Annotated in this window: 18 protein-coding genes and 1 riboswitch; of the genes, 6 read left to right on the top strand and 12 right to left on the bottom strand. The window is 73.3% G+C overall.

Going from position 1 to position 19,198, the window contains the following annotated elements; translation table 11 throughout:
• The first annotated feature begins 99 nt into the window (after positions 1-99).
• Positions 100-2,160, top strand: a complete 2,061-nt coding sequence (locus AB0G79_RS09275; protein ID WP_360802655.1) for an MFS transporter — start codon at positions 100-102, stop codon at positions 2,158-2,160.
• A gap of 18 nt (positions 2,161-2,178) precedes the next feature.
• On the opposite strand, the gene AB0G79_RS09270 is transcribed toward AB0G79_RS09275, so the two are convergent.
• Both AB0G79_RS09270 and AB0G79_RS09265 read right to left on the bottom strand, forming a co-directional pair.
• On the bottom strand, positions 2,179-2,658 hold the full coding sequence (locus tag AB0G79_RS09270; RefSeq protein ID WP_360802653.1) for a GNAT family N-acetyltransferase: 480 nt from the start codon (positions 2,656-2,658) through the stop codon (positions 2,179-2,181).
• Between the two features lie 135 nt (positions 2,659-2,793).
• Complete coding sequence (locus AB0G79_RS09265; protein WP_360802651.1) at positions 2,794-3,156, bottom strand: antibiotic biosynthesis monooxygenase; 363 nt, start codon at positions 3,154-3,156, stop codon at positions 2,794-2,796.
• 12 nt (positions 3,157-3,168) lie between these two features.
• Here AB0G79_RS09265 and AB0G79_RS09260 point away from each other — a divergent pair, with 12 nt between their 5' ends.
• Positions 3,169-4,320: a serpin family protein gene (locus tag AB0G79_RS09260; RefSeq protein WP_360802648.1), complete on the top strand. Its 1,152-nt coding sequence runs from the start codon at positions 3,169-3,171 to the stop codon at positions 4,318-4,320.
• Here AB0G79_RS09260 and AB0G79_RS09255 read toward each other — a convergent pair.
• Positions 4,317-4,985, bottom strand: coding sequence for an O-methyltransferase (locus tag AB0G79_RS09255; RefSeq protein WP_360802645.1), 669 nt, complete (start codon positions 4,983-4,985; stop codon positions 4,317-4,319). The two genes, AB0G79_RS09260 and AB0G79_RS09255, sit on opposite strands and share 4 nt — an antisense overlap.
• Before the next feature lie 76 nt (positions 4,986-5,061).
• Positions 5,062-6,309, bottom strand: coding sequence for a cytochrome P450 (locus AB0G79_RS09250; protein WP_360802642.1), 1,248 nt, complete (start codon positions 6,307-6,309; stop codon positions 5,062-5,064).
• A gap of 231 nt (positions 6,310-6,540) precedes the next feature.
• Between AB0G79_RS09250 and AB0G79_RS09245 the strand changes: the two genes are divergently transcribed.
• Positions 6,541-7,710 (top strand): steroid 3-ketoacyl-CoA thiolase, encoded by a 1,170-nt coding sequence (locus AB0G79_RS09245; protein ID WP_360802639.1) that lies wholly within the window; start codon positions 6,541-6,543, stop codon positions 7,708-7,710.
• A 56-nt stretch (positions 7,711-7,766) separates the two neighbouring features.
• Here AB0G79_RS09245 and AB0G79_RS09240 read toward each other — a convergent pair whose 3' ends face one another.
• On the bottom strand, positions 7,767-8,360 hold the full coding sequence (locus tag AB0G79_RS09240; protein WP_360802636.1) for a TetR/AcrR family transcriptional regulator: 594 nt from the start codon (positions 8,358-8,360) through the stop codon (positions 7,767-7,769).
• A 115-nt stretch (positions 8,361-8,475) separates the two neighbouring features.
• Between AB0G79_RS09240 and AB0G79_RS09235 the strand changes: the two genes are divergently transcribed.
• Positions 8,476-9,060, top strand: a complete 585-nt coding sequence (locus AB0G79_RS09235) for an alpha/beta fold hydrolase (RefSeq protein WP_360802633.1) — start codon at positions 8,476-8,478, stop codon at positions 9,058-9,060.
• A 227-nt stretch (positions 9,061-9,287) separates the two neighbouring features.
• On the opposite strand, the gene AB0G79_RS09230 is transcribed toward AB0G79_RS09235, so the two are convergent.
• The 7 genes from AB0G79_RS09230 to AB0G79_RS09200 form a co-directional block, all read right to left on the bottom strand.
• Entirely contained in the window at positions 9,288-9,689 is a 402-nt protein-coding gene (locus AB0G79_RS09230; RefSeq protein WP_360802630.1) for a transglycosylase SLT domain-containing protein, read from the bottom strand.
• Positions 9,690-9,975: 286 nt separating this feature from the next.
• Positions 9,976-10,857, bottom strand: a complete 882-nt coding sequence (locus AB0G79_RS09225) for an ECF transporter S component (protein ID WP_360802627.1) — start codon at positions 10,855-10,857, stop codon at positions 9,976-9,978.
• Positions 10,854-12,944 (bottom strand): ATP-binding cassette domain-containing protein, encoded by a 2,091-nt coding sequence (locus AB0G79_RS09220; protein WP_360802624.1) that lies wholly within the window; start codon positions 12,942-12,944, stop codon positions 10,854-10,856. The genes AB0G79_RS09225 and AB0G79_RS09220 overlap by 4 nt, the downstream gene beginning before the upstream one ends.
• Positions 12,941-14,122: an energy-coupling factor transporter transmembrane component T gene (locus AB0G79_RS09215; RefSeq protein ID WP_360802621.1), complete on the bottom strand. Its 1,182-nt coding sequence runs from the start codon at positions 14,120-14,122 to the stop codon at positions 12,941-12,943. The genes AB0G79_RS09220 and AB0G79_RS09215 overlap by 4 nt, the downstream gene beginning before the upstream one ends.
• Entirely contained in the window at positions 14,119-14,796 is a 678-nt protein-coding gene (locus tag AB0G79_RS09210; protein ID WP_360802618.1) for an SCO2322 family protein, read from the bottom strand. Before AB0G79_RS09210 ends, AB0G79_RS09215 begins: the two co-directional genes overlap by 4 nt.
• A complete protein-coding gene (locus tag AB0G79_RS09205) occupies positions 14,793-16,070 on the bottom strand; it encodes a prenyltransferase/squalene oxidase repeat-containing protein (RefSeq protein WP_360802615.1) in 1,278 nt (425 codons plus the stop codon). The genes AB0G79_RS09210 and AB0G79_RS09205 overlap by 4 nt, the downstream gene beginning before the upstream one ends.
• Before the next feature lie 94 nt (positions 16,071-16,164).
• Positions 16,165-16,243: riboswitch (cobalamin riboswitch) on the bottom strand.
• Between the two features lie 63 nt (positions 16,244-16,306).
• Positions 16,307-17,344, bottom strand: coding sequence for an MBL fold metallo-hydrolase (locus tag AB0G79_RS09200; protein ID WP_360802612.1), 1,038 nt, complete (start codon positions 17,342-17,344; stop codon positions 16,307-16,309).
• Positions 17,345-17,486: 142 nt separating this feature from the next.
• On the opposite strand from AB0G79_RS09200, the gene AB0G79_RS09195 reads away from it, so the two are divergent.
• Both AB0G79_RS09195 and AB0G79_RS09190 read left to right on the top strand, forming a co-directional pair.
• Positions 17,487-18,947, top strand: a complete 1,461-nt coding sequence (locus AB0G79_RS09195; RefSeq protein ID WP_360802609.1) for an aldehyde dehydrogenase — start codon at positions 17,487-17,489, stop codon at positions 18,945-18,947.
• The gene (locus AB0G79_RS09190; RefSeq protein ID WP_360802606.1) at positions 18,947-19,180 is read left to right on the top strand and encodes a ferredoxin; all 234 of its coding nucleotides are present in this window, start codon (positions 18,947-18,949) and stop codon (positions 19,178-19,180) included. Before AB0G79_RS09195 ends, AB0G79_RS09190 begins: the two co-directional genes overlap by 1 nt.
• Positions 19,181-19,198: the final 18 nt, after the last annotated feature.

The raw sequence follows: 19,198 nt of genomic DNA, 5'->3' as shown, positions 1-19,198 counted from the left end.
ATCCAACTGCGAGCGATTATGCAGCCCACGCCCGTTCGGCGGGTGAACAGGAGCTCGCTCCGGCAGGCCATATCCGGACATTCGGATCACGATGGAGCAATGGCCCAGGAAACCAGTCCCTCCCAGCTCGGCGACGCCCCCGTGCCAGGTCAGGGGCAGAGCCGCCGCACGGTCCTGGTCGCGATCGGCGCGCTGCTGCTCGGCATGCTGCTCGCCGCCCTCGACCAGACGATCGTCTCCACCGCCCTGCCGACCATCGTCAGCGAGCTCGGCGGCATGGAGCACCTCTCCTGGGTGGTCACCGCCTACATGCTGGCGTCGACGGCCGCGACCCCCCTGTGGGGCAAGCTCGGCGACCAGTACGGCCGCAAGAAGCTCTTCCAGGCCGCCATCGTCCTGTTCCTCATCGGCTCCGCGCTCTGCGGCATCGCCCAGAACATGCCCCAGCTCATCGCCTTCCGCGCGGTCCAGGGCCTCGGCGGCGGCGGCCTCATGGTCCTGTCGATGGCGATCGTCGGCGACCTCGTCTCGCCCCGCGAGCGCGGCAAGTACCAGGGGCTCTTCGGCGCCGTCTTCGGCGCCACCAGCGTCCTCGGCCCGCTGCTCGGCGGCCTGTTCACCGAGCACCTCTCCTGGCGCTGGGTCTTCTACATCAACCTGCCGATCGGGATCGTCGCCCTCTTCGTCATCGCCGCCGTGCTCCACATCCCGGTCCGCTCGACCCGGCACAGGATCGACTACCTCGGCACCTTCCTCATCGCCTCGGTCGCCACCTGCCTCGTCCTCGTGGCCTCGCTCGGCGGCACCACCTGGGACTGGGGTTCGCCGCAGATCATCGGCCTCGCCGTCCTCGGAGCCGTACTCCTCGTCTGGTTCGTGTACGTCGAACGGCGGGCGGCCGAACCGGTGCTGCCGCTCAAGCTCTTCCGGATCAGGACCTTCACCCTGGTCTCCGTCATCAGCTTCGTCGTCGGCTTCGCGATGTTCGGCGCGATGACCTACCTCCCCACCTTCCTCCAGGTGGTCCAGGGCGTCAGCCCGACGATGTCCGGCGTCCACATGCTGCCGATGGTCCTCGGCATGCTCCTCACCTCGACCGCCTCCGGCCAGATCGTCTCCCGCACCGGCCGCTGGAAGGTCTTCCCCCTCGCCGGCACCGCGCTCACCGCTATCGGCCTGCTCCTCCTCCACCGGCTCACCGAGACCAGCTCCACCTGGGAGATGAGCGTCTACTTCTTCGTCTTCGGCGCCGGACTCGGCCTCGTCATGCAGGTCCTCGTCCTCGTCGTGCAGAACGCCGTCTCGTACGAGGACCTCGGCGTCGCCACCTCGGGCGCGACCTTCTTCCGCTCCATCGGCGCCTCCTTCGGCGTCGCCGTCTTCGGCACCGTCTTCACCAACCGGCTCACCGACAAGCTGGACGCCGTCTTCGCGAGCGCCGGTACGCAGCCGCCGCCCGGCGTCGGGCCCGAGCAGGTCGCCGCCGACCCGCGCGCGATCGCCGAGCTCCCGCCCGAGCTGCGCCCGTCCGTCCTCCACGCGTTCGCCACGTCCATCACCGACGTCTTCCTGTACGCGGCCCCGGTCGTCCTCGTCGCCTTCGTCGTCGCCTGGTTCCTCAAGGAGGACAAGCTGCGCGGCGCGGTCACCGCGCCCGACACCAGCCAGACCCTCGCCTCGAACCCCGTCGAGCGCTCCTCGTACGACGAGTGCGCCCGCGCCCTCTCCGTCCTCGGCACCCGGGAGGGCCGCAAGGCGGTCTACGAGAAGATCACCGCGCGGGCGGGACTCGACCTGCTGCCCGCCGCGAGCTGGCTGCTGCTGCGGATCCGCCGCCACGGAGCCGTCGAGCCGGGGCGCCTCGCCGAGACCACGCCCGTACCGCTGCGGGTCATCTCCGAGGCGGCGCGGCAGGTGGAGGAGCGGCGACTGGCCCACCGCGAGGGCGTGCAGCTGGTCCTCACCGAGGCGGGCGTGGCGACGGCGGCGAAGCTGGCCAAGGCCCGCGAGGAGTCGCTCGCCGACCTCCTCGGCGACTGGTGGGGGCCCGACCGGCCCACCGACCTCGTGAAGCTCGTGGAGGAGCTGACGGCGGAGCTGGCCGGCTCGGACGCGGAGCGCCCCCGCGCGCCGGAGCCGCCCCGCGACCACCGGGCGTGAGACGCGGCCGGGAGGTGGTCAGAGCTCCTTGCCGTACCAGATGTCCATGTACGGCCCCGAGCAGTACGCCGGTATCTCGCCGTACCCGTGGCGCACGTACAGCCCGCGCGCCTCGACCAGGTCCAGGCGCGTGTTGAGCACCATCCGGCGCGCCCCGAGCGCCCGCGCCTCGTCCTCCAGGGCGCGCATCAGCCCGTCGGCGCCGCCGCGGCCGCGGAACGCGGGCCGCAGGAAGACCCGGGTCAGCTCGGCGCGTTCGCCGTCGTCGAGCAGGAGGACCCCGCCGCAGCCGGCCGGCTCCCCGCCGAGCCGGGCCACCAGGAACCGCCCGGTCGGCGGCGTCAGCCGCTCGACCCCGTCGTCCGCGAGCCCCTCGTCGATCTCCGCCTCCGTCGCGGGCCGCTTCCAGTAGCTGCCGGCGACGTCGCCGTAGTACGCGCGGCGGAGGGCGGCGGCGTCCGGGGTGTCGACGGCCTCGGGGGTGAAAGTCCAGGTCATGCCGCCATTCTGCGACGGACCGGCCCCCGGGCTCGCGTGAATTACCCAGGGACCGCCCGGGACCGCCCGGGACCGCCATGGGACCGACCGGGACCGCCATGGGACCGCCATGGGACCGCCCGGGACCACAGGGGACTACTTGGGGGAGGCCTGCTGGACGACCTCGAAGGACCACAGCGTCGAACCGGTGGCCGCCGGCTTGGGACGCTCGCCGCCACCGCCACCGCCACCGCCACCGCCACCCTCACCCTGGCCCGCGCCGCCGCCCGCGCCGTGCGCGGCCTTCATGGAACCGTTCATCCACGCCTGGAAGTCCTCCTCGCTGCGCCAGCGGGTGTACACCAGGTACTGGTCGGTCCCCTCCAGGGGCCGCAGCAGCTCGAACCACTCGAACCCGTCGGAGCCCTCCACGGCCCCGGCCCGCGAGGCGAACCGCTTCTCCAGGACCTCACGCTGCTCGGTGGGGACGGTCAGGACGTTGATCTTCACGATGCTCATGGAGGGCAGGATATGACCCGGGGCTCCTCGGTGATCGGGACGGACGCGGCGGGCGCGGTGCGGGGGCTGGCCGGGCGGTGGGTGTCGCTGCTCGGGGACGGGGACTTCGTCGTCTCGCCCGTCGGGCTGTGGCTGGCGCTGGCGGCGGTGGCCTCCGGGGCCCGGGGGCGTACCGCCGAGGAGCTGGCGGGGCTGCTCCGGGTCGAGGGGGCGGCGGCGGCCGAGGCCGTCACCGGCGCCTCGCGGGCATGGGGCGCGGACGGCGGGGTCACGGTGGCGACCGGGGTGTGGAGCACGCTGCCGATCCGCGAGGCGTTCGAGCGGGGGCTTCCCGACGTGCGGTTCGGGCAGCTGCCGGGGGACTCCCGGCAGGCGTCCGCGCAGGAGGAGCTCGACGCGTGGGTACGGGGCACCAGTGGCGGGCTCGTACGGGAGCTGCCGCTCGGGCTCGACGGGTCCGAGGACCTGGTCCTGCTGAGCGTCCTCGCGCTCAGGGCCCGGTGGCGGGTCGCCTTCGCGCCGGAGCTCACCCGTGACGCGCCCTTCACCGACGGGGACGGGGTCACCCGCGGCGTACCGACCATGCGGCAGCGGATCCCCGCCCGGTGGGCCTGGACCGTCGCCGGGGCGACGGTCGTCGAGCTGCCGTGCGCGGGGGAGGGGAGCGTGCGGGTCCGGTTCGTGCTCGGTGCCGACGGGGAGGGACCCGCCGACGTCCTGCCCGCCGCCTGGGCCCCGGCCGCCGCGCGGGAGGCGCTGCGCGCCGACGCCGCCGAGCTCGCGCTGCCGCGCTTCGCCCTCCGGACGAAGACCGACGCCCACGCCCATCTGGAGTCCCTCGGCGTCCGGATGGCGCTGCGGCCGGACGCCGACTTCTCGGGGATCTCGGCGGTGGCCACGTACGTCGCCAGGGTCCTCCAGGAGGCGGTGGTCGAGGTCGGCGAGGAAGGCGTGGAGGCCGCCGCCGTCACCCAGGTCGTCATGACCCGCAGCGCCGCCGCGCCCCGGCCGCGGGTGGTGGAGCGGATCGCCTTCGACCGCCCCTTCGGGGTGGTCGTCGTCGACGGGACGGGCGGGGTGCCGCTGTTCGTGGGGTGGCGGCGGGGCACGCCTTCGGACAGGGATGAGGGCCTGTCCGGCCGATCAGGGTCGGACAGGCCCTAGCCGATCACGCGGGCCAGGAGCAGACCGTCGTACCCCTTCGAGCCGACCGTCTGGAACGCCGTCGCGTCCAGGCGGGGTTCGCGGGCGACGAGTTCGAGCATCTCGCGGGTGCCGGTGATGCCCGGGTCGTCGGGGTGGTCGGTGGCGACCCGGCCGTTCCGCACGACGTTGTCGACGACGATCAGCGAGCCGGGGCGGGTGAGCTTCAGGGCCCAGCGGACGTAGTGCGGGTTGTTGACCTTGTCGGCGTCGACGAAGACGAGGTCGAAGGGGCCCGCTCCTTCCGCCTCCAGGAGCGGCAGGGTGTCGAGGGCCGCGCCCGTCCTGACCTCGACGGCCTTCTCCAGGCCGGCGCGGGCGATGTTGGCGCGGGCCACGTCCGCGTGGGCGGGGTCGTACTCGAGGGTGACGAGGCGGCCGTCGGCGGGCAGGGCGCGGGCCAGCCAGATGGTGCTGTAGCCGCCCAGGGTGCCGATCTCCAGGATGTTCCGGGCGCCCTGCGTCGCGGCGAGGAGGTGGAGCAGCTTGCCCTGGTTGGGGGCGACCGCGATCTCCGGCAGGCCGGCCGCCGCGGAGGCGGCGAGCGCGGCGGTCAGGGCCTCGTCCGGCGGGGCGAGCAGGCCGGTGAGGTAGTCGTCGACGTCGTTCCACTGAGTGTTCGCCATATGAGGGAACGTACACCCGGGTTGGCGGGGAAGGCGGTGCCGCCGTGGGGGCACGGCGCCACCGCCCGGCCCGGCGTCACGCGGACGTGCGGACCCTCAGCTCCTTCACGCCGTTCAGCCACGCCGCCCGCAGCCGTCGCGGCTCGCCCACCAGCGTGAGGTCCGGGAGGACGTCCGCGATCGCGTTGAAGATCAGCTCGATCTCCTTGATCGCGAGCGACTTGCCGAGGCAGAAGTGGGGTCCGCCACCGCCGAAGCCGAGGTGCGGGTTCGGGTCGCGGGTGATGTCGAAGCGCTCGGGTTCGGTGAAGACCTCCGGGTCGTTGTTGGCGGAGGAGTAGAAGATGCCGACGCGGTCGCCCGCGCGGATCTTCTGCCCGCCGATCTCGGTGTCCTGGGTCGCGGTCCGCTGGAAGGAGACGACGGGGGTCGCCCAGCGCACGATCTCCTCGGCGGCGGTCGCCGGACGCTCCCGCTTGAAGAGCTCCCACTGGTCGGGGTGGGTGAGGAAGGCGTGCATGCCGTGGCTGATGGCGTTGCGCGTGGTCTCGTTGCCGGCGACGGCGAGCAGCAGGACGAAGAGGCCGAACTCGTCGGAGGAGAGGTTGCCCTGGCCCTCGGCGGCGACGAGCTGGGTGACGATGTCGGCGGCCGGGCACTCCTTGCGCTCGGCGGCCATGCCCATCGCGTAGCCGATGAGCTCCATGGCGGCCTCGGCGCCGACCTCCTCGGTGATGGCGTACTCCGGGTCGTCGTACGCGATCATCTTGTTCGACCAGTCGAAGATCCGGGAGCGGTCCTCCTGCGGCACGCCGATGAGTTCGGCGATGGCCTGGAGGGGCAGTTCGACGGCGACCCGGGTGACGAAGTCGAAGGTGCCGTCGGCGTCCGCGGCGGCCCTGGCCTCCTCGGCGATGGCCCGGGCGCGGTCGCGCAGGGCCGTCTCCAGGCCGCGGATCGCCCGGGGTGTGAAGCCGCGCTGGACGATCTGGCGGACCCGGGTGTGCTCCGGCGGGTCCATGTTGAGCATGATCAGCTTCTGGACGTCGATCTGCTCCTGGGCGATGGACTCGTTGAAGCGGATGACGGCCGTGTTGAGGTTCGAGGAGAACAACTCCGGGTGCGTGGAGACGTACTTGACGTCCGCGTGGCGCGTGACGGCCCAGTACCCGGAGTCCTGGAAGCCGGTGATCCCGGTCGGCTGGGGGCACCACCACACGGGCGCGGTCCGCCGCAGTTCGGCGAACTCGGGGAAGGGCACGCGGGTGCGGAGCAGATCGGGATCGGTGGCGTCGAACCCTTCGGGAAGGTGAGGACAGGGCATCGGCAACACGCCTCCATAATCTGATGGTCCATCAGAAACTGTCGCGAAAGTTAGTAACGACTTCTCCAAGTAGCAAGGGTCGGAGCGGGAACTGTTGCGTCCCGGACCCTTGCGTACCCGGGGTAGCAGTCATAAGACTGCTTGCAGAACTAGAACGCGTACTAGTTACCCCGTGACGCCGACCGGACGAGGTGCCGGGACACCACGACCGGTCGAGGAGAGGACGAGCTCATGGCCGCGGAACCCGTCATCGTCGAAGCCGTACGCACGCCGATCGGCAAGCGCGGAGGCGCGCTCGCCAACCTCCACCCCGCCTACCTCCTGGGCGAGACCTACCGCGAACTCCTCGGTCGAACCGGCATCCACGCCGACTGCGTCGAGCAGATCGTCGGCGGTACGGTCACCCATGCCGGCGAGCAGTCCATGAACCCGGCGCGCACCGCCTGGCTCACCATGGGGCTGCCGTACGAGACGGCCGCCACCACCGTCGACTGTCAGTGCGGCTCCTCGCAGCAGGCCAGTCACATGGTCGCCAACATGGTCGCCGCCGGGGTCATCGACATCGGCATCAGCTGCGGCGTCGAGGCCATGTCCCGCGTGCCGCTCGGCTCCGGCTCCAAGCACGGGCCCGGCAAGCCGTTCCCCGACGAGTGGAACGTCGACCTGCCCAACCAGTTCGAGGCCGCCGAGCGCATCGCCCGCCGCCGCGGCCTCACCCGCGAGCGCGTCGACTCCCTCGGCCTGCTCTCCCAGGAGAGGGCCGCGGCCGCCTGGGCAGAGGAGCGGTTCAAGCGCGAGACCTTCGCCGTGCAGGTCCCGACGACGGAGGCCGAGCAGGCCGCCGGGCAGGGCATGTGGCGGCTCGTCGACCGCGACGAGGGTCTGCGCGACACCACCATGGAGGGCCTGTCCCGGCTCAAGCCGGTCATGCCGACCGCCGTCCACACCGCCGGGAACTCCTCGCAGATCTCCGACGGCGCCTGCGCGATCATGTGGGCCTCCAAGCGCATGGCCCGCGCCCTCAAGCTCCGGCCGCGCGCCCGGATCGTCGCGCAGGCCCTCGTCGGCGCCGACCCGCACTACCACCTCGACGGTCCGGTCGACGCGACGCGGGCGGTGCTCGGCAAGGCCGGGATGTCGCTGCGGGACATCGACCTCGTCGAGATCAACGAGGCCTTCGCGTCGGTGGTGCTCAGCTGGGCGCAGGTCTTCGACCAGGACCTGGAGAAGGTGAACGTCAACGGCGGCGCCATCGCCCTCGGCCATCCGGTGGGGGCGACGGGGGCGCGGCTCATCACCACCGCCCTGCACGAGCTGGAACGCACCGACAAGGAGTTCGCGCTGATCACGATGTGCGCGGGCGGGGCGCTGGCGACGGGGACGATCATCCAGCGCCTGTAGGGGCTCGACGGGGAAGGGCGGGGGCCGGGGTGCGGACGCGCCCCCCGGCCCCTTCCTCACGCGGTGGCGGCCAGACCGCCCAGCAGTCGCCGCACGTGGGGCTCCGCGTCGGCCGGATCCAGGGGCGCGTGCCCGACCAGGAGCCGGTACCAGAAGGGCCCGAAGACCAGGTCGACCGCGTACTCCAGGTCCAGGTCCGGGGCCAGCTCGCCCCGCTCGACGCCCCGGCGCAGCAGCCCGGCCACGACCGCCCGCCGGGTCTGGGCCCACTCCTCGAACCGCACGGCGAACGACGGGTCGAGCTGGGCCTCGGCCATCAGGCCGCGCAGGGCGTTGACCCGGAACGGGTGCTCGACCACGCGGTACAGCTGCTCGACGAAAGCCACCAGGTCCGTGGCCACGCCCCCGGTGTCCGGCTCGGGCATCCGGCGGGCGAGCGCGGGGCCGTAGGCGTCCATGACCAGGGCGGGTCTCGTCTTCCACCAGCGATAGAGCGTGCTCTTGGCGACACCGGCCCGTGCCGCCACGCCCTCCATGGTGAGCTCGCCGTATCCGGCCTCCTCGACGAGTTCCGCGGCGGCCGTCAGTACCGCGTCGCGTGCTTCCTCGCTGCGGACCCTGCCGCCTGTCCGCGCGTTCGTTCCTGCCATGGACTTCACCGTAGCAGCGCGTTGACAGCAATCGAAACGCTACGTATCGTTTCGATTGAAGGGTCCGGAGAACGGATCCGGAATCCATGGCACGAATCCACGGGGGATCCTCCACATGAGCACGATCGTCGTCTCGCACATGCTCGCCACCACCGGTGACACGCTCTGGTACCCGTCCCTGCGGACCGCGCTCGCCCCCGAGGGGCACGAGGTCCGCATCCCCGACCTGCCCGACCCGGAGACCCCGCGGCCCGAGGCCTGGCTGAAGGCCCTCGTCGCCGAGGCCGACCCGGCCGCCGCGCCCGACACCGTCCTCGTCGGCCACAGCCTCGGCGGGGTCAACGTCCTGCGCCTGCTCCAGGAGCACGACACCGACACGTACGGCCCGTACGCCGGTGTCGTGCTCGTCGCCAGCATGGCCAAGGAGGTCGGGTACGAGGCACTCGCCGACTTCTTCGAGCCCGGCTTCGACTGGGGCCGGATCCGGCGCGCGGTGCGCGAGGTGCGCGTGCTGCACGCGGTGGACGACCCGGTCACCGGCGACGCCACCCCCGAGCACCTGGTCTCCTTCGCCCGCGACCTGGGAGCCACCGTCACCCTCACCCCGGAGGGCGGCCACTTCCCGACCTGGGGCGTGGAGCTGACCGAGCTGCCGCAGGCGCTGCGCCTCGTGCGGGAGGTGCTGCCGGCCGCGGAGTAGCCGAGCGGCCGGGTTCCACCTGGCGCTCCGCCGGGCACTCTGCCGGGCGCTCCGCCAGGCGCTCCACCTGGGACTCCGCCAGGGCGCTCCGCCGGGCGGTCCGCCGCGCTCGGGCGGCGGAAGTGCCGTCCGGAAACGCCGCAGGCCCCGCCCCTCCGTGAGGAGGGCGGGGCCTTGCGATGGGCCGGCGGCTGACCGCCGGCGGCTGGCGGCTGGCGGCTGTCGGCTTAGTACCAGCCGTTGGCCTGCCAGAACGCCCAGGCGGCGTTCGGGGAGCCGTAGCGCTCGTTCATGTAGTTCAGGCCCCACTTGATCTGCGTGGCCGGGTTGGTCTTCCAGTCGGAGCCGGCCGAGGACATCTTCGAGGCCGGGAGGGCCTGGACGAGGCCGTAGGCGCCGCTGGACGAGTTGGTGGCGGTGTGGTTCCAGCCGGACTCGTGAGCGACGATCTTGCTGAAGGACGCGTACTGCGAGGCGGGGACGATCTGACGAGCGAGCTCCTGCGGGCTGGCGGCGGAAGCCGAGCCCGTCGTACCGAGCGCCACGCCCGTCGCGCCCAGCAGGACGGCCGCGGTGGCGGCGAGGGTGCGCTTGCGGGCAACGGCACGAGTGGTGAGCGAGCTGATCAACGTATCTACCTAACGTCGGGAACAAGGACCGCGCCGGGCGTTTTCGGCAAGCCGGAACCAGGGCCCGGGGGAACCGGGATCTGGGGGGAACCGGCCGTCCGAGGCTCCGTGGTGAACACCGGCTGCCTGGCGACGTCCTCCAATGAACCAGGCCCGGAGCCCCGGCGCAATGACCCCCATTACGAGGAAGGTTCGGATGTGGGGGGTAGATGCCGGACGAGTGGCTTGAGGTGTTTCCGCAGGTCACCGGAGCGTGTGGCGTGATTTGGGCGAGTTTGCCCGTCTACTATTCCGGCTCGTTTGTGACGTGGGTCCTGTGGGGCGCCTCACCCGCGAGGCCCTTTTTCGGGCCTTCGAATGTGACCTGGGCCTCGAAGTTCGCCCTTCGAGTCGCACGGCGAAGCGCCTTCAGGAGCGTGGATCCGATGGTGAGGGTGAGGACCACGGTGAGAACGGCCCGGCCGAGGTCCCAGCCGAGGGACGTGGCGGTGACGTAAGCGAGGAAGCGGACCAGGTTCTCCGGCAGGCTCGCGCCCGGCTGGAAGGAGATCCCGCTGCTCAGGCCCTGGAGCAGCACCCAGCCCTGAAGGTTCATGATCGTCCCGTACGCGAACGCCGCCACGAACCCGTACGCGGACAGCATCAGCAGCTCGGCTCGCCCCCGGACCCGGTCCGGGCCCGGCAGCAGCCCCGCGCCCATCGTGAACCAGCCCATCGACAGCATCTGGAACGGCATCCACGGGCCCACACCGCCCGTGAGCAGGGCCGACGCGAACATCGTGACCGCGCCGAGGACGAAGCCGAAGCCCGGACCGAGGACCCGGCCGCTCAGCACCATCAGGAAGAACATCGGCTCCAGGCCGCCCGTCCCCGCGCCCAGGGGACGCAGCGCCGCGCCCACGGCGGCGAGCACGCCCAGCATCGCGACCGCCTTCGCGTCCATGCCGGAGTCGGCGATGGTCGCGACGACGACGGCGACGAGGAGGGGGAGCAGCGCGGCGAAGAGCCACGGGGCGTCGCCCGCGTGCGAGGTCACGGCCGAGTCCGCGTCCGCGAAGAGCGGCCACGTGAAGGCGGCGAGCCCGACCAGGGAGACGAGGACGAGGGCGGCGACCGAGCGGGGGCCGAGGCGGAGGACGCGGACGGAGCGGGTGTCTGTTCGCGTCACAGCGCCGCCTCCACCTGCTCGACCGTGAGCCACGGCAGCGGCGCGAGGATTTTCGCCACCTGCGGCGAGAAGGCGGGCGAGGAGACGACGACCTCGGCCGTCGGGCCGTCGGCGACGACCTCGCCGTCCGCGATGATCACCACACGGTCGGAGAGCTCCGCGGCCAGCTCCACGTCGTGCGTCGCCAGCACGATCGCGTGACCGTCCGCCGCCAGGGCGCGCAGGTGCGCGACCAGGCGCGCCTTGGCCGCGTAGTCGAGGCCGCGGGTCGGCTCGTCGAGGAGGAGAAGGGGCGGGCGGCCGGTCAGGACGACGGCCAGCGCGAGCGCGAGGCGCTGCCCCTCGGAGAGGTCGCGTGGGTGGGTCTCGTCGGCGAGCCCCGGGATCAGCTCCTCGACGAGGGCGCGGCAGGTGCCGGGGGCCGCGTGCGCGTCCGCGTCGGCGGCGCCGCACTCGGCGGCGACCGTGTCCGCGTAGAGGAGGTCCCTGGGTTCCTGCGGGACCAGGCCGACCTGGCGGATCAGCTCCGCCGGGGCGGTCGTGTGCGGGATCCGGCCCGCGACCCGGACCGTGCCGGCGGTCGGCTCGACCATGCCGACGAGCGTGGAGAGCAGGGTGGACTTGCCGGCGCCGTTGCGGCCCATGAGGGCGACGGTCTCGCCCGGCTGGACGGTCAGGTCGACGCGGCGGAGGGCTTCGACGCGGCCGCGGCGGACGCGGAGGCCTTCGGCGAGGAGGAGGGGGGCGGTGGGGGTGGGTGCCGGGGGGAGGGTGCGGCGCCGTCGCAGGAACGGGAGGAAGCCCCCACCCCGCCCCTTCCCGAAACCGGGGCCCTGCCCCGGACCCCGGTCCTCAAGCGCCGGCGGGGCTGATTCGGGGGCGCTGCCCCCGGGCCCCTGCGCCTCAAGCGCCGGCGGGGCTGATTCGGGGGCGCTGCCCCCGGGCCCCTGCGCCTCAAGCGCCGGCGGGGCTGAATCGGGGCCCTGCCCCGGACCCCGGTCCTCAAGCGCCGGACCGGCTGAATCGGGGGCGCTGCCCCCGGACCCCCGCGCCTCAAGCGCCGGCGGGGCTGGAGGTGCCGCCGCCGAAACGCGGAGCACGCCCGACGCCTGCGGCTCGGTCAGGGCGGCACTCTCCAGCTCGTCCGGCCTGGACAGGGCGGCACCCTCCAGCCCGTCCGGCGTCTGAGGACCGGGGTCCGGGGCAGCGCCCCGGTTTCGGGAAGGGGCGGGGTGGGGGAGACGCCCCGCAGGGTTCGCCGATGTCCCCGCCGCCGGCAGCCGGTCCGCCAGGCGCTCCTTCAGTGCGCCCGACCGTCGCCGCGCGTCCCGCACCGTGAGCGGCAGCGGATCCCAGCCCGCCACCCGGCCCAGGCCCACCACCGGCGGGTGGATCGGCGAGACCGCCATCATCTCGGCGGGCGTGCCGAGCACCGCCTCCGGCAGCAGCAGCACCTGGTCCGCGTACTGGACCACCCGCTCCAGGCGGTGCTCGGCCAGCAGGACCGTCGTGCCGAGGTCGTGGACCAGGCGCTGGAGCACCGCGAGGACGTCCTCCGCCGCCGACGGGTCCAGCGCCGACGTCGGCTCGTCGAGGACGAGGACCTTGGGGTGCGGGGTCAGGACCGAGCCGATCGCGACCCGCTGGCGCTGGCCGCCGGAGAGCGTCGCGATCGGGCGGTCGCGGAGCTCCGCGAGGCCCAGGAGGTCGAGGGTCTCCTCGACCCGCCGCCGCATGACGGCGGGCGCGAGGCCCAGGGACTCCATGCCGTACGCGAGCTCGTCCTCCACCGTGTCCGTCACGAAGTGCGCCGACGGGTCCTGGCCCACCGTGCCCACCACGTCCGCGAGCTCCCGCGGCGGATGCGTCCGGGTGTCCCGGCCGTCGACCGTCACCCGGCCGGTCAGCGTGCCGCCCGAGAAGTGCGGGACCAGGCCGGACACCGTGCCGAGCAGGGTCGACTTGCCGACGCCGGACGGGCCGACGAGCAGCACGAGCTCGCCTTCGGGGATCGTGAGGTTCACGTCCCGGAGCGTCGGCGGGGCGTCCTCCGCGTACCGGACGGAGACGTTCTCGAAGCTGATCACGACACGGACTCCTTGCCGACGGTCGGGGGTACGGGCGCCACCCACGCCGGCAGCAGGCCCACCAAGACCGACAGCGCCGGCCACACCGGCAGCTGCGGCGCTTCGAGCGGTACGACCCCGGGGTGCAGCGCCTCCGGCGCGTACTGGTTCGCCCAGATCATCAGGACCGCGACCGCGATCCCCGAGCCCGCCACCAGCCAGGCCCTGGCGCCCCAGCGGTCGGGGCGGTAGCGCGTGCGGACGGTCCGGCGGCCCCCGAGCCGGAGCCCGGCCATCGCCGCGAGCAGGCCCGCGGCGAGGAGCGGCAGCCCGTACCCCGCTCCCTCCGCCGCGAGGAGCCCGTACGAGCCCGCGCAGACGCCGAGGAGGCCGCCGAGGGTGAGGAGGTTCGTCGTGCGGCGGACCGAGGGCGGGACCTGGGCCGTCCGGCCGTATCCCCGCGCGTCCATCGACGCCGCCACCGCGATCGAGCGCTCCAGCGCTCCTTCCAGTACGGGCAGGCCGATCTGGAGCACCGCCCGCACCCCGCCCGTCGGGCGCCCGCGCAGCCGGCGGGCCGTACGGAGCCGGGACACGTCCGCGACCATGTTCGGCGCGAACGTCATCGCCACGACGACGGCGACCCCCGCCTCGTACAGCGCGCCCGGCAGCGACTTGAGCAGCCGGGCCGGGTTGGCCAGCGCGTTCGCCGCGCCGACGCAGATCAGCAGGGTCGCCAGCTTCGCGCCCTCGTACAGGGCGAAGACCAGCTGCTCGGCCGTGACCCGACCCCCGATCCGGATCCCCTGCACCCAGTCGGGCAGGGGCACCTCGGGCAGGGTGAACAGGGTGTGCGTCCCCGGGATCGGCGATCCCAGGAGCAGCGAGAAGACCACGCGCAGGAAGACGACGAACAGGCCGAGCTTCACGAACGCGCCGTACGAGCGGGCCCAGGGCGCGTCCGTGCGGCGGGCCGCGACGACGTACCCCGCGACCCCGACCAGCAGGCCGAGGAGCAGCGGGTTCGTGGTGCGGGAGGCGGCGACGGCCAGGCCGAGCGCCCACAGCCACCAGGCTCCGGCGTGCAGGGCGTTCGAGCGGTTCGCGACGGGGGCCGTGAACGCGACGGGGGCCGTGAACGACGCGTGGACCGTCGGGGCGGGCGTCGTCGTGCGGGCGGGACGGGGGGCGGGAGTCATCCGCGCCGGCGGGCCTTCCAGATCGCCGCCCCGCCGAGGGCGAGCACGGCCGCCCCGCCGGCGAGCACGCCGAACGACGGGCCGCCGTCGACCGGCTTCGCGCCGGAGGCCGAGGCGGGGCTCCCCGAGGGGGTCGCGGTCGTGTCCGGGGCCTCGGCCACCTGCTCGCCGCAGCCCTTCGACGGGTATCCCGCGATGGCGCACAGCATCGCCGCGTCGTTGTACCGCAGCGGCTTCGCCACCGCAGCGAGCGCCTCCGCGCCCGAACCGGACTCGGGGACCTGGGCGCAGCCGAGCCGGACCGTCTCGGCGGGCGGCGTCTCGCCCGGCGGGGCGTCCTTCGGGCCGCCGAAGTCGACGACGACCGCGATCCGCTTGGTCCCGGACTTCTCCGCCACGTCCCCGCAGATCTTCGCGAAGTCGGGGGCGGGGGTCGGCGTGGAGGTGTCGCTCGTGCCCTCGCTGACCGCGAAGCGGAAGCCGATCGTGGCGCCGTCGGCGGGGCGGGCCGTCGCCGGGCCGAGGGTGGCGTACGCCCAGGGCTTGCCGCCGTCGCTCTCCCAGAACGACCAGTAGCGGTAGCCGGCGGCCTGCGCCGGGGCAGCCGCGAGGGCGGTCAGCGTCAGGGCCGCGCCGGCGGCGGCGACCCTGCCGGCGAACGTCCGGGAGGTCACTTCTTGCGGCCGCTCATGAGGAAGCCGATGCCGACGCCGACGACCATGCCGATGCCGATGATCCACCAGACGTCGAAGCCGGAGTCCTCGTCGTCCGTGGCGGCGGTGGAGTTGTCCGCGACCTTCGGCTCGGGGCCGAGGGCGTTGAGCTCCGAGACCAGGTTGACGGTGCCGAAGGCGCTCGGGTCCGTGTCCATCGAGCGGGCCGCGAGGATCAGCTGCGCGTACGCGGCGGGGCCGTTCTTCTTCGCCCACGCGGCGGAGTTCTCCTGCAGCCACTCCAGGGAGGGCAGCGCCTCGTCGGTGGCGCCGGTCGCGGCGAGCGCGATGACGGCGTCGGCGGTGTTGCCGACGTCGGGCTTCTCGGTGGTGTCGGTGGCGCCGGGCATCGGCGGGGCGACGAGGTAACCGGTCTTCGCGAGGGCCTTCGCCAGGTAGGCGGAGCCGTTGAGCGCGGCCCGCTCGGCGGTCGGCTTCGTCAGGTCCTGGCAGGTCGGCTTCTGCTCGGGCTCGACCTTGCGGGCGACGACGCTCTTGCCGAGCCCGGCGAGGGTGGCGGCGGCCGTCGCGTCCGCGTTGGCGACCAGCTTGCCGTCCTTGTCGGGCTGGTACGCGAAGGCGCCCGCGTCCGCCTTGTCGGAGGACGAGCAGGGCAGGGCGAAGGAGAGGAGCGCGTCGTAGGGGTTGTGGCCCTCGACGGAGGTGAAGTCGGTGGGCTTGGTGCCGGTCGCGGCGAGGGCGCTGACGATGACCGAGGTCGAGTTGGCGTCGCTGGGGCCGCCGGGGGAGTAGCTCCAGCCGCCGTCCTTGTTCTGTACGGTCCGCAGCCAGTCGGTTCCGGCCTTGACGGCCGTGGCGGCCTTCTCGGGTTCGACGTACTGGCGGCGGACGGCGCCGAGCGCCTGCACGGCGAGCGCGGTGGCGTTGGTGTCCCGCATCGTCTTGTCGTCGCAGGGCTTGGTGGAGTCCGCGCGGTACGAGCTGAAGGAGCCGTCGGCGCACTGCTGGGCGAGGAGCCACTTCACGGCCTGGTCGGCGGGCTGGTAGCCGGCGCCGCGCTGGGCGAGGAAGGCGTAGGACTGGCGCCAGACGCCGTCGTACGTCGGGTCACCGGAGCCGTACAGGCCGACGATCGCCCCGGAGGTGCCCGTCGCGGACGTGTCGGACGTGGAGGGGGAGGGCGCGGCGGCGGCCGGGGCGGCCAGGGCCGCTCCGGAGCCGATGACGACGGCGGCGGTCGCGAGCGCGGCGGCTGCGCGGCGGACGGTGTTCATGGGGCCCTCTCCTGCGGCCGGGCTCCGGCACGCCTCTGGGCACCAGGCTCCGGCTCCGTATTCCTCGACGGTGCCGGCCTTCACGTCCCGCGCGGGGCATTCCGACTCGCGCGTCCCCTGGTGGGGGCGGCTTACGGCTGCGGGGTCAGTGCCGGATTCGCACCGGCTTCCCCCCGCGTACGGGCATGATGACGACCACGACACTGTACCGGCCCGAGGATCGCGGCCCCCGTGCCTCACACCGCGACGTACGTCACCGGGTCCGTCCCCGCCACCGCCTCCGCCCGGCCCAGCTTCACGAGCCGCCGCAGGTGCGCCTCGGCCTCGCTGACGGCGATGTTCCGGGAGTCGTGGGGGATCCGGTCCCAGGGCCGGTTCCACTCCATCCGCTCGGCGAGCTGCCACGGCGTGAGGGGGGAGGAGAGGAGGGCGAGGAGCCCGGTGAGGCGCTCCTCGTGGTGGGCGAGGAGCTCGGCGACCCGCCCGGCGGCGTCGGCGAAGGCGTACTGGTGGGCCGGGAGGACCTCGGCGACCCCGAGGCGGCCGATGCGCTCCAGGGAGTCGAGGTAGTCGCCGAGGGGGTCGGTCTCGTGGGCCTCGCCCGGGTTCTCGTACAGGCCGATGTGGGGGGAGATCCCCGGGAGCAGGTGGTCGCCGGAGAAGAGGCGGCCGTGGCCGGGGAGCCCGGCGGGGTGCTCCTCCTCCAGGTGGAGGCAGACGTGGCCGGGGGTGTGGCCGGGGGTCCAGACGGCGCGGAGCCGCCGTCCGGCGAGGTCGAGGAGTTCGCCGGGGACGATCTCGCGGTCGGGGACGGCGGAGCGCAGGCCGGGAAGGGTGCGCATCCGTCCGGCGGCGCGCGCGGCCCGGAGCGGGGCGAGGTGCTCCTCGGGGGCGCCGACGGCGGTCAGCTTGTGCGTCATGTAGTCGAGCCAGGTGCCGGGCTCGGCGGAGCGGGTGCGGCGGACGACGGCCGTGTCGGCGGCGTGCATGGCGATCCAGGCGCCGGACTCCTCGCGGACCCGGCCGGAGAGGCCGTGGTGGTCGGGGTGGTGGTGGGTGATGACGACGCCGTGGATCTCCCGGACGGAGAGTCCGAGGGCGGTGAGCCCGGCGGTGAGTTCGGCCCAGGAGGCGGGGTCGTCCCATCCGGTGTCGACGAGGACCGGGCCGCGGTCGGTGTCGAGGACGTGGACGAGCGTGTGGCCGAGGGGGTTGTCCGGGATGGGGACCCGAAGGGACCAGACGCCTCCGCCGTGCTCGGTCACCTGGGTCATGTCTGCCTCATCTTCCCGAAGCCGTAAGGGGCTTGATCTCCGCGTACCGGACCGTTGCCCATCATAACTAGAACTGGTATCAGTTCTGAGGCATCGTCAGAAGTGTTTTCGCGTCCCTCAGTCCTCCCGGAAGGCGGCGGTCATGACCGAGCTTGTGGAGCACGGAAAGCTGTTCATCGGCGGGGAGTTGACCGACCCGCTCGGCAGCGCGGTCATCGAGGTGATCTCGCCGCACACGGAGGAGGTCATCGGCCGCGTCCCGCACGCCTCCGAGGCCGACGTCGACCGGGCCGTCGCCGCCGCCCGCAGGGCCTTCGACGAGGGGCCCTGGCCGCGGATGACCCTGGAGGAGCGGATCGCGGTCGTCACCCGCATCAAGGACGCCATCGCCGCGCGGTACGAGGAGATCGGCCGCGTCATCAGCGCGCAGAACGGCTCACCGTACTCCTGGTCGATCATGGCCCAGGCGCTCGGCGCCATGATGGTCTGGGACGCGGCCGTCACCGTCGCCCGGGACTACTCCTTCGAGGAGCGGCGCGGCGGCGTGCTCGGTCCGCTGCTCGTGCGGCGCGAGCCGGTCGGCGTGGTCGCGGCCGTCATCCCGTGGAACGTGCCGCAGTTCACCGCCGCAGCCAAGCTGGGGCCCGCGCTCCTCGCCGGCTGCACCGTCGTGCTCAAGCCCTCCCCGGAGGCGCCGCTCGACTCGTACATCCTCGGCGAGATCGCGGCCGAGGCCGGGCTCCCCGAGGGCGTCCTGTCGATCCTGCCCGCCGACCGCGAGGTCAGCGAGTACCTCGTCGGTCACCCCGGCGTCGACAAGGTCTCCTTCACCGGCTCGGTCGCGGCGGGCAGGCGGGTCATGGAGGTCGCCTCGCGCAACCTCACCCGCGTCACCCTCGAACTGGGCGGCAAGTCCGCCGCCGTGATCCTGCCCGACGCGGACCTCGACACCGCCGTCGCCGGGATCGTGCCGGCCGCCTGGATGAACAACGGCCAGGCGTGCGTGGCCCAGACCCGCATCCTGGTGCCCCGCTCGCGGTACGACGAGATCTCCGAGGCCTTCGCCGCCGCGGCCGGCGCGCTCGTCGTCGGCGACCCGCTCGACCCGGCCACCCAGGTCGGCCCGCTCGTCGCCCGCCGCCAGCAGCAGCGCTCCCTCGACTACATAGGCATCGGTCAGGCGGAGGGCGCCAAGGTCCTCGCGGGCGGCGGCCGCCCGGCCGGACTCGACCGCGGCTGGTACGTCGAGCCGACGCTCTTCGGCGGCGTCGACAACTCCATGCGGATCGCCCGCGAGGAGATCTTCGGCCCGGTCATCTGCCTCCTGCCGTACGGGGACGAGGCCGAGGCCCTCCGCGTCGCGAACGACTCCGACTTCGGCCTCAGCGGCAGCGTCTGGACCGGCGACGTCGAGCACGGGATCGACTTCGGGCGCCGGGTGCGCACCGGCACCTTCAACGTCAACACCTTCAGCCTCGACATGCTCGGCCCCTTCGGCGGCTACAAGAACTCCGGCGTGGGCCGCGAGTTCGGCCCCGAGGGCTTCGGCGAGTACCTGGAGCACAAGATGATCCACCTCCCGGCCGGATACGGGGACGCGTGATGGGCGACCGCTGGCACGTCGAGGTCGACCGGAGCGTCTGCATCGGCTCCGGCATGTGCGTGAACCACGCCCCGAAGGGCTTCCGCCTGGACTCGGCCCGCCAGTCCCACCCGACCGCGCCGGAGACGGACGCGGGGGAGCGGATCCTGGCGGCGGCGGAGGGCTGTCCCGTGGAGGCGATCCTCATCACGCTCGCGGACGGGGGCGAACCGGTCTATCCGCCCGAGGAGTAGGGCCGGCCGACTGGCCCG

Origin of the sequence: Streptomyces sp. NPDC020807 (assembly GCF_040641575.1) — a bacterium.
In the GTDB taxonomy this organism is placed as follows: domain Bacteria; phylum Actinomycetota; class Actinomycetes; order Streptomycetales; family Streptomycetaceae; genus Streptomyces.
Note: the sequence above shows the minus strand (reverse complement) of the source record. Positions and strands in the feature narration are given on the sequence as shown.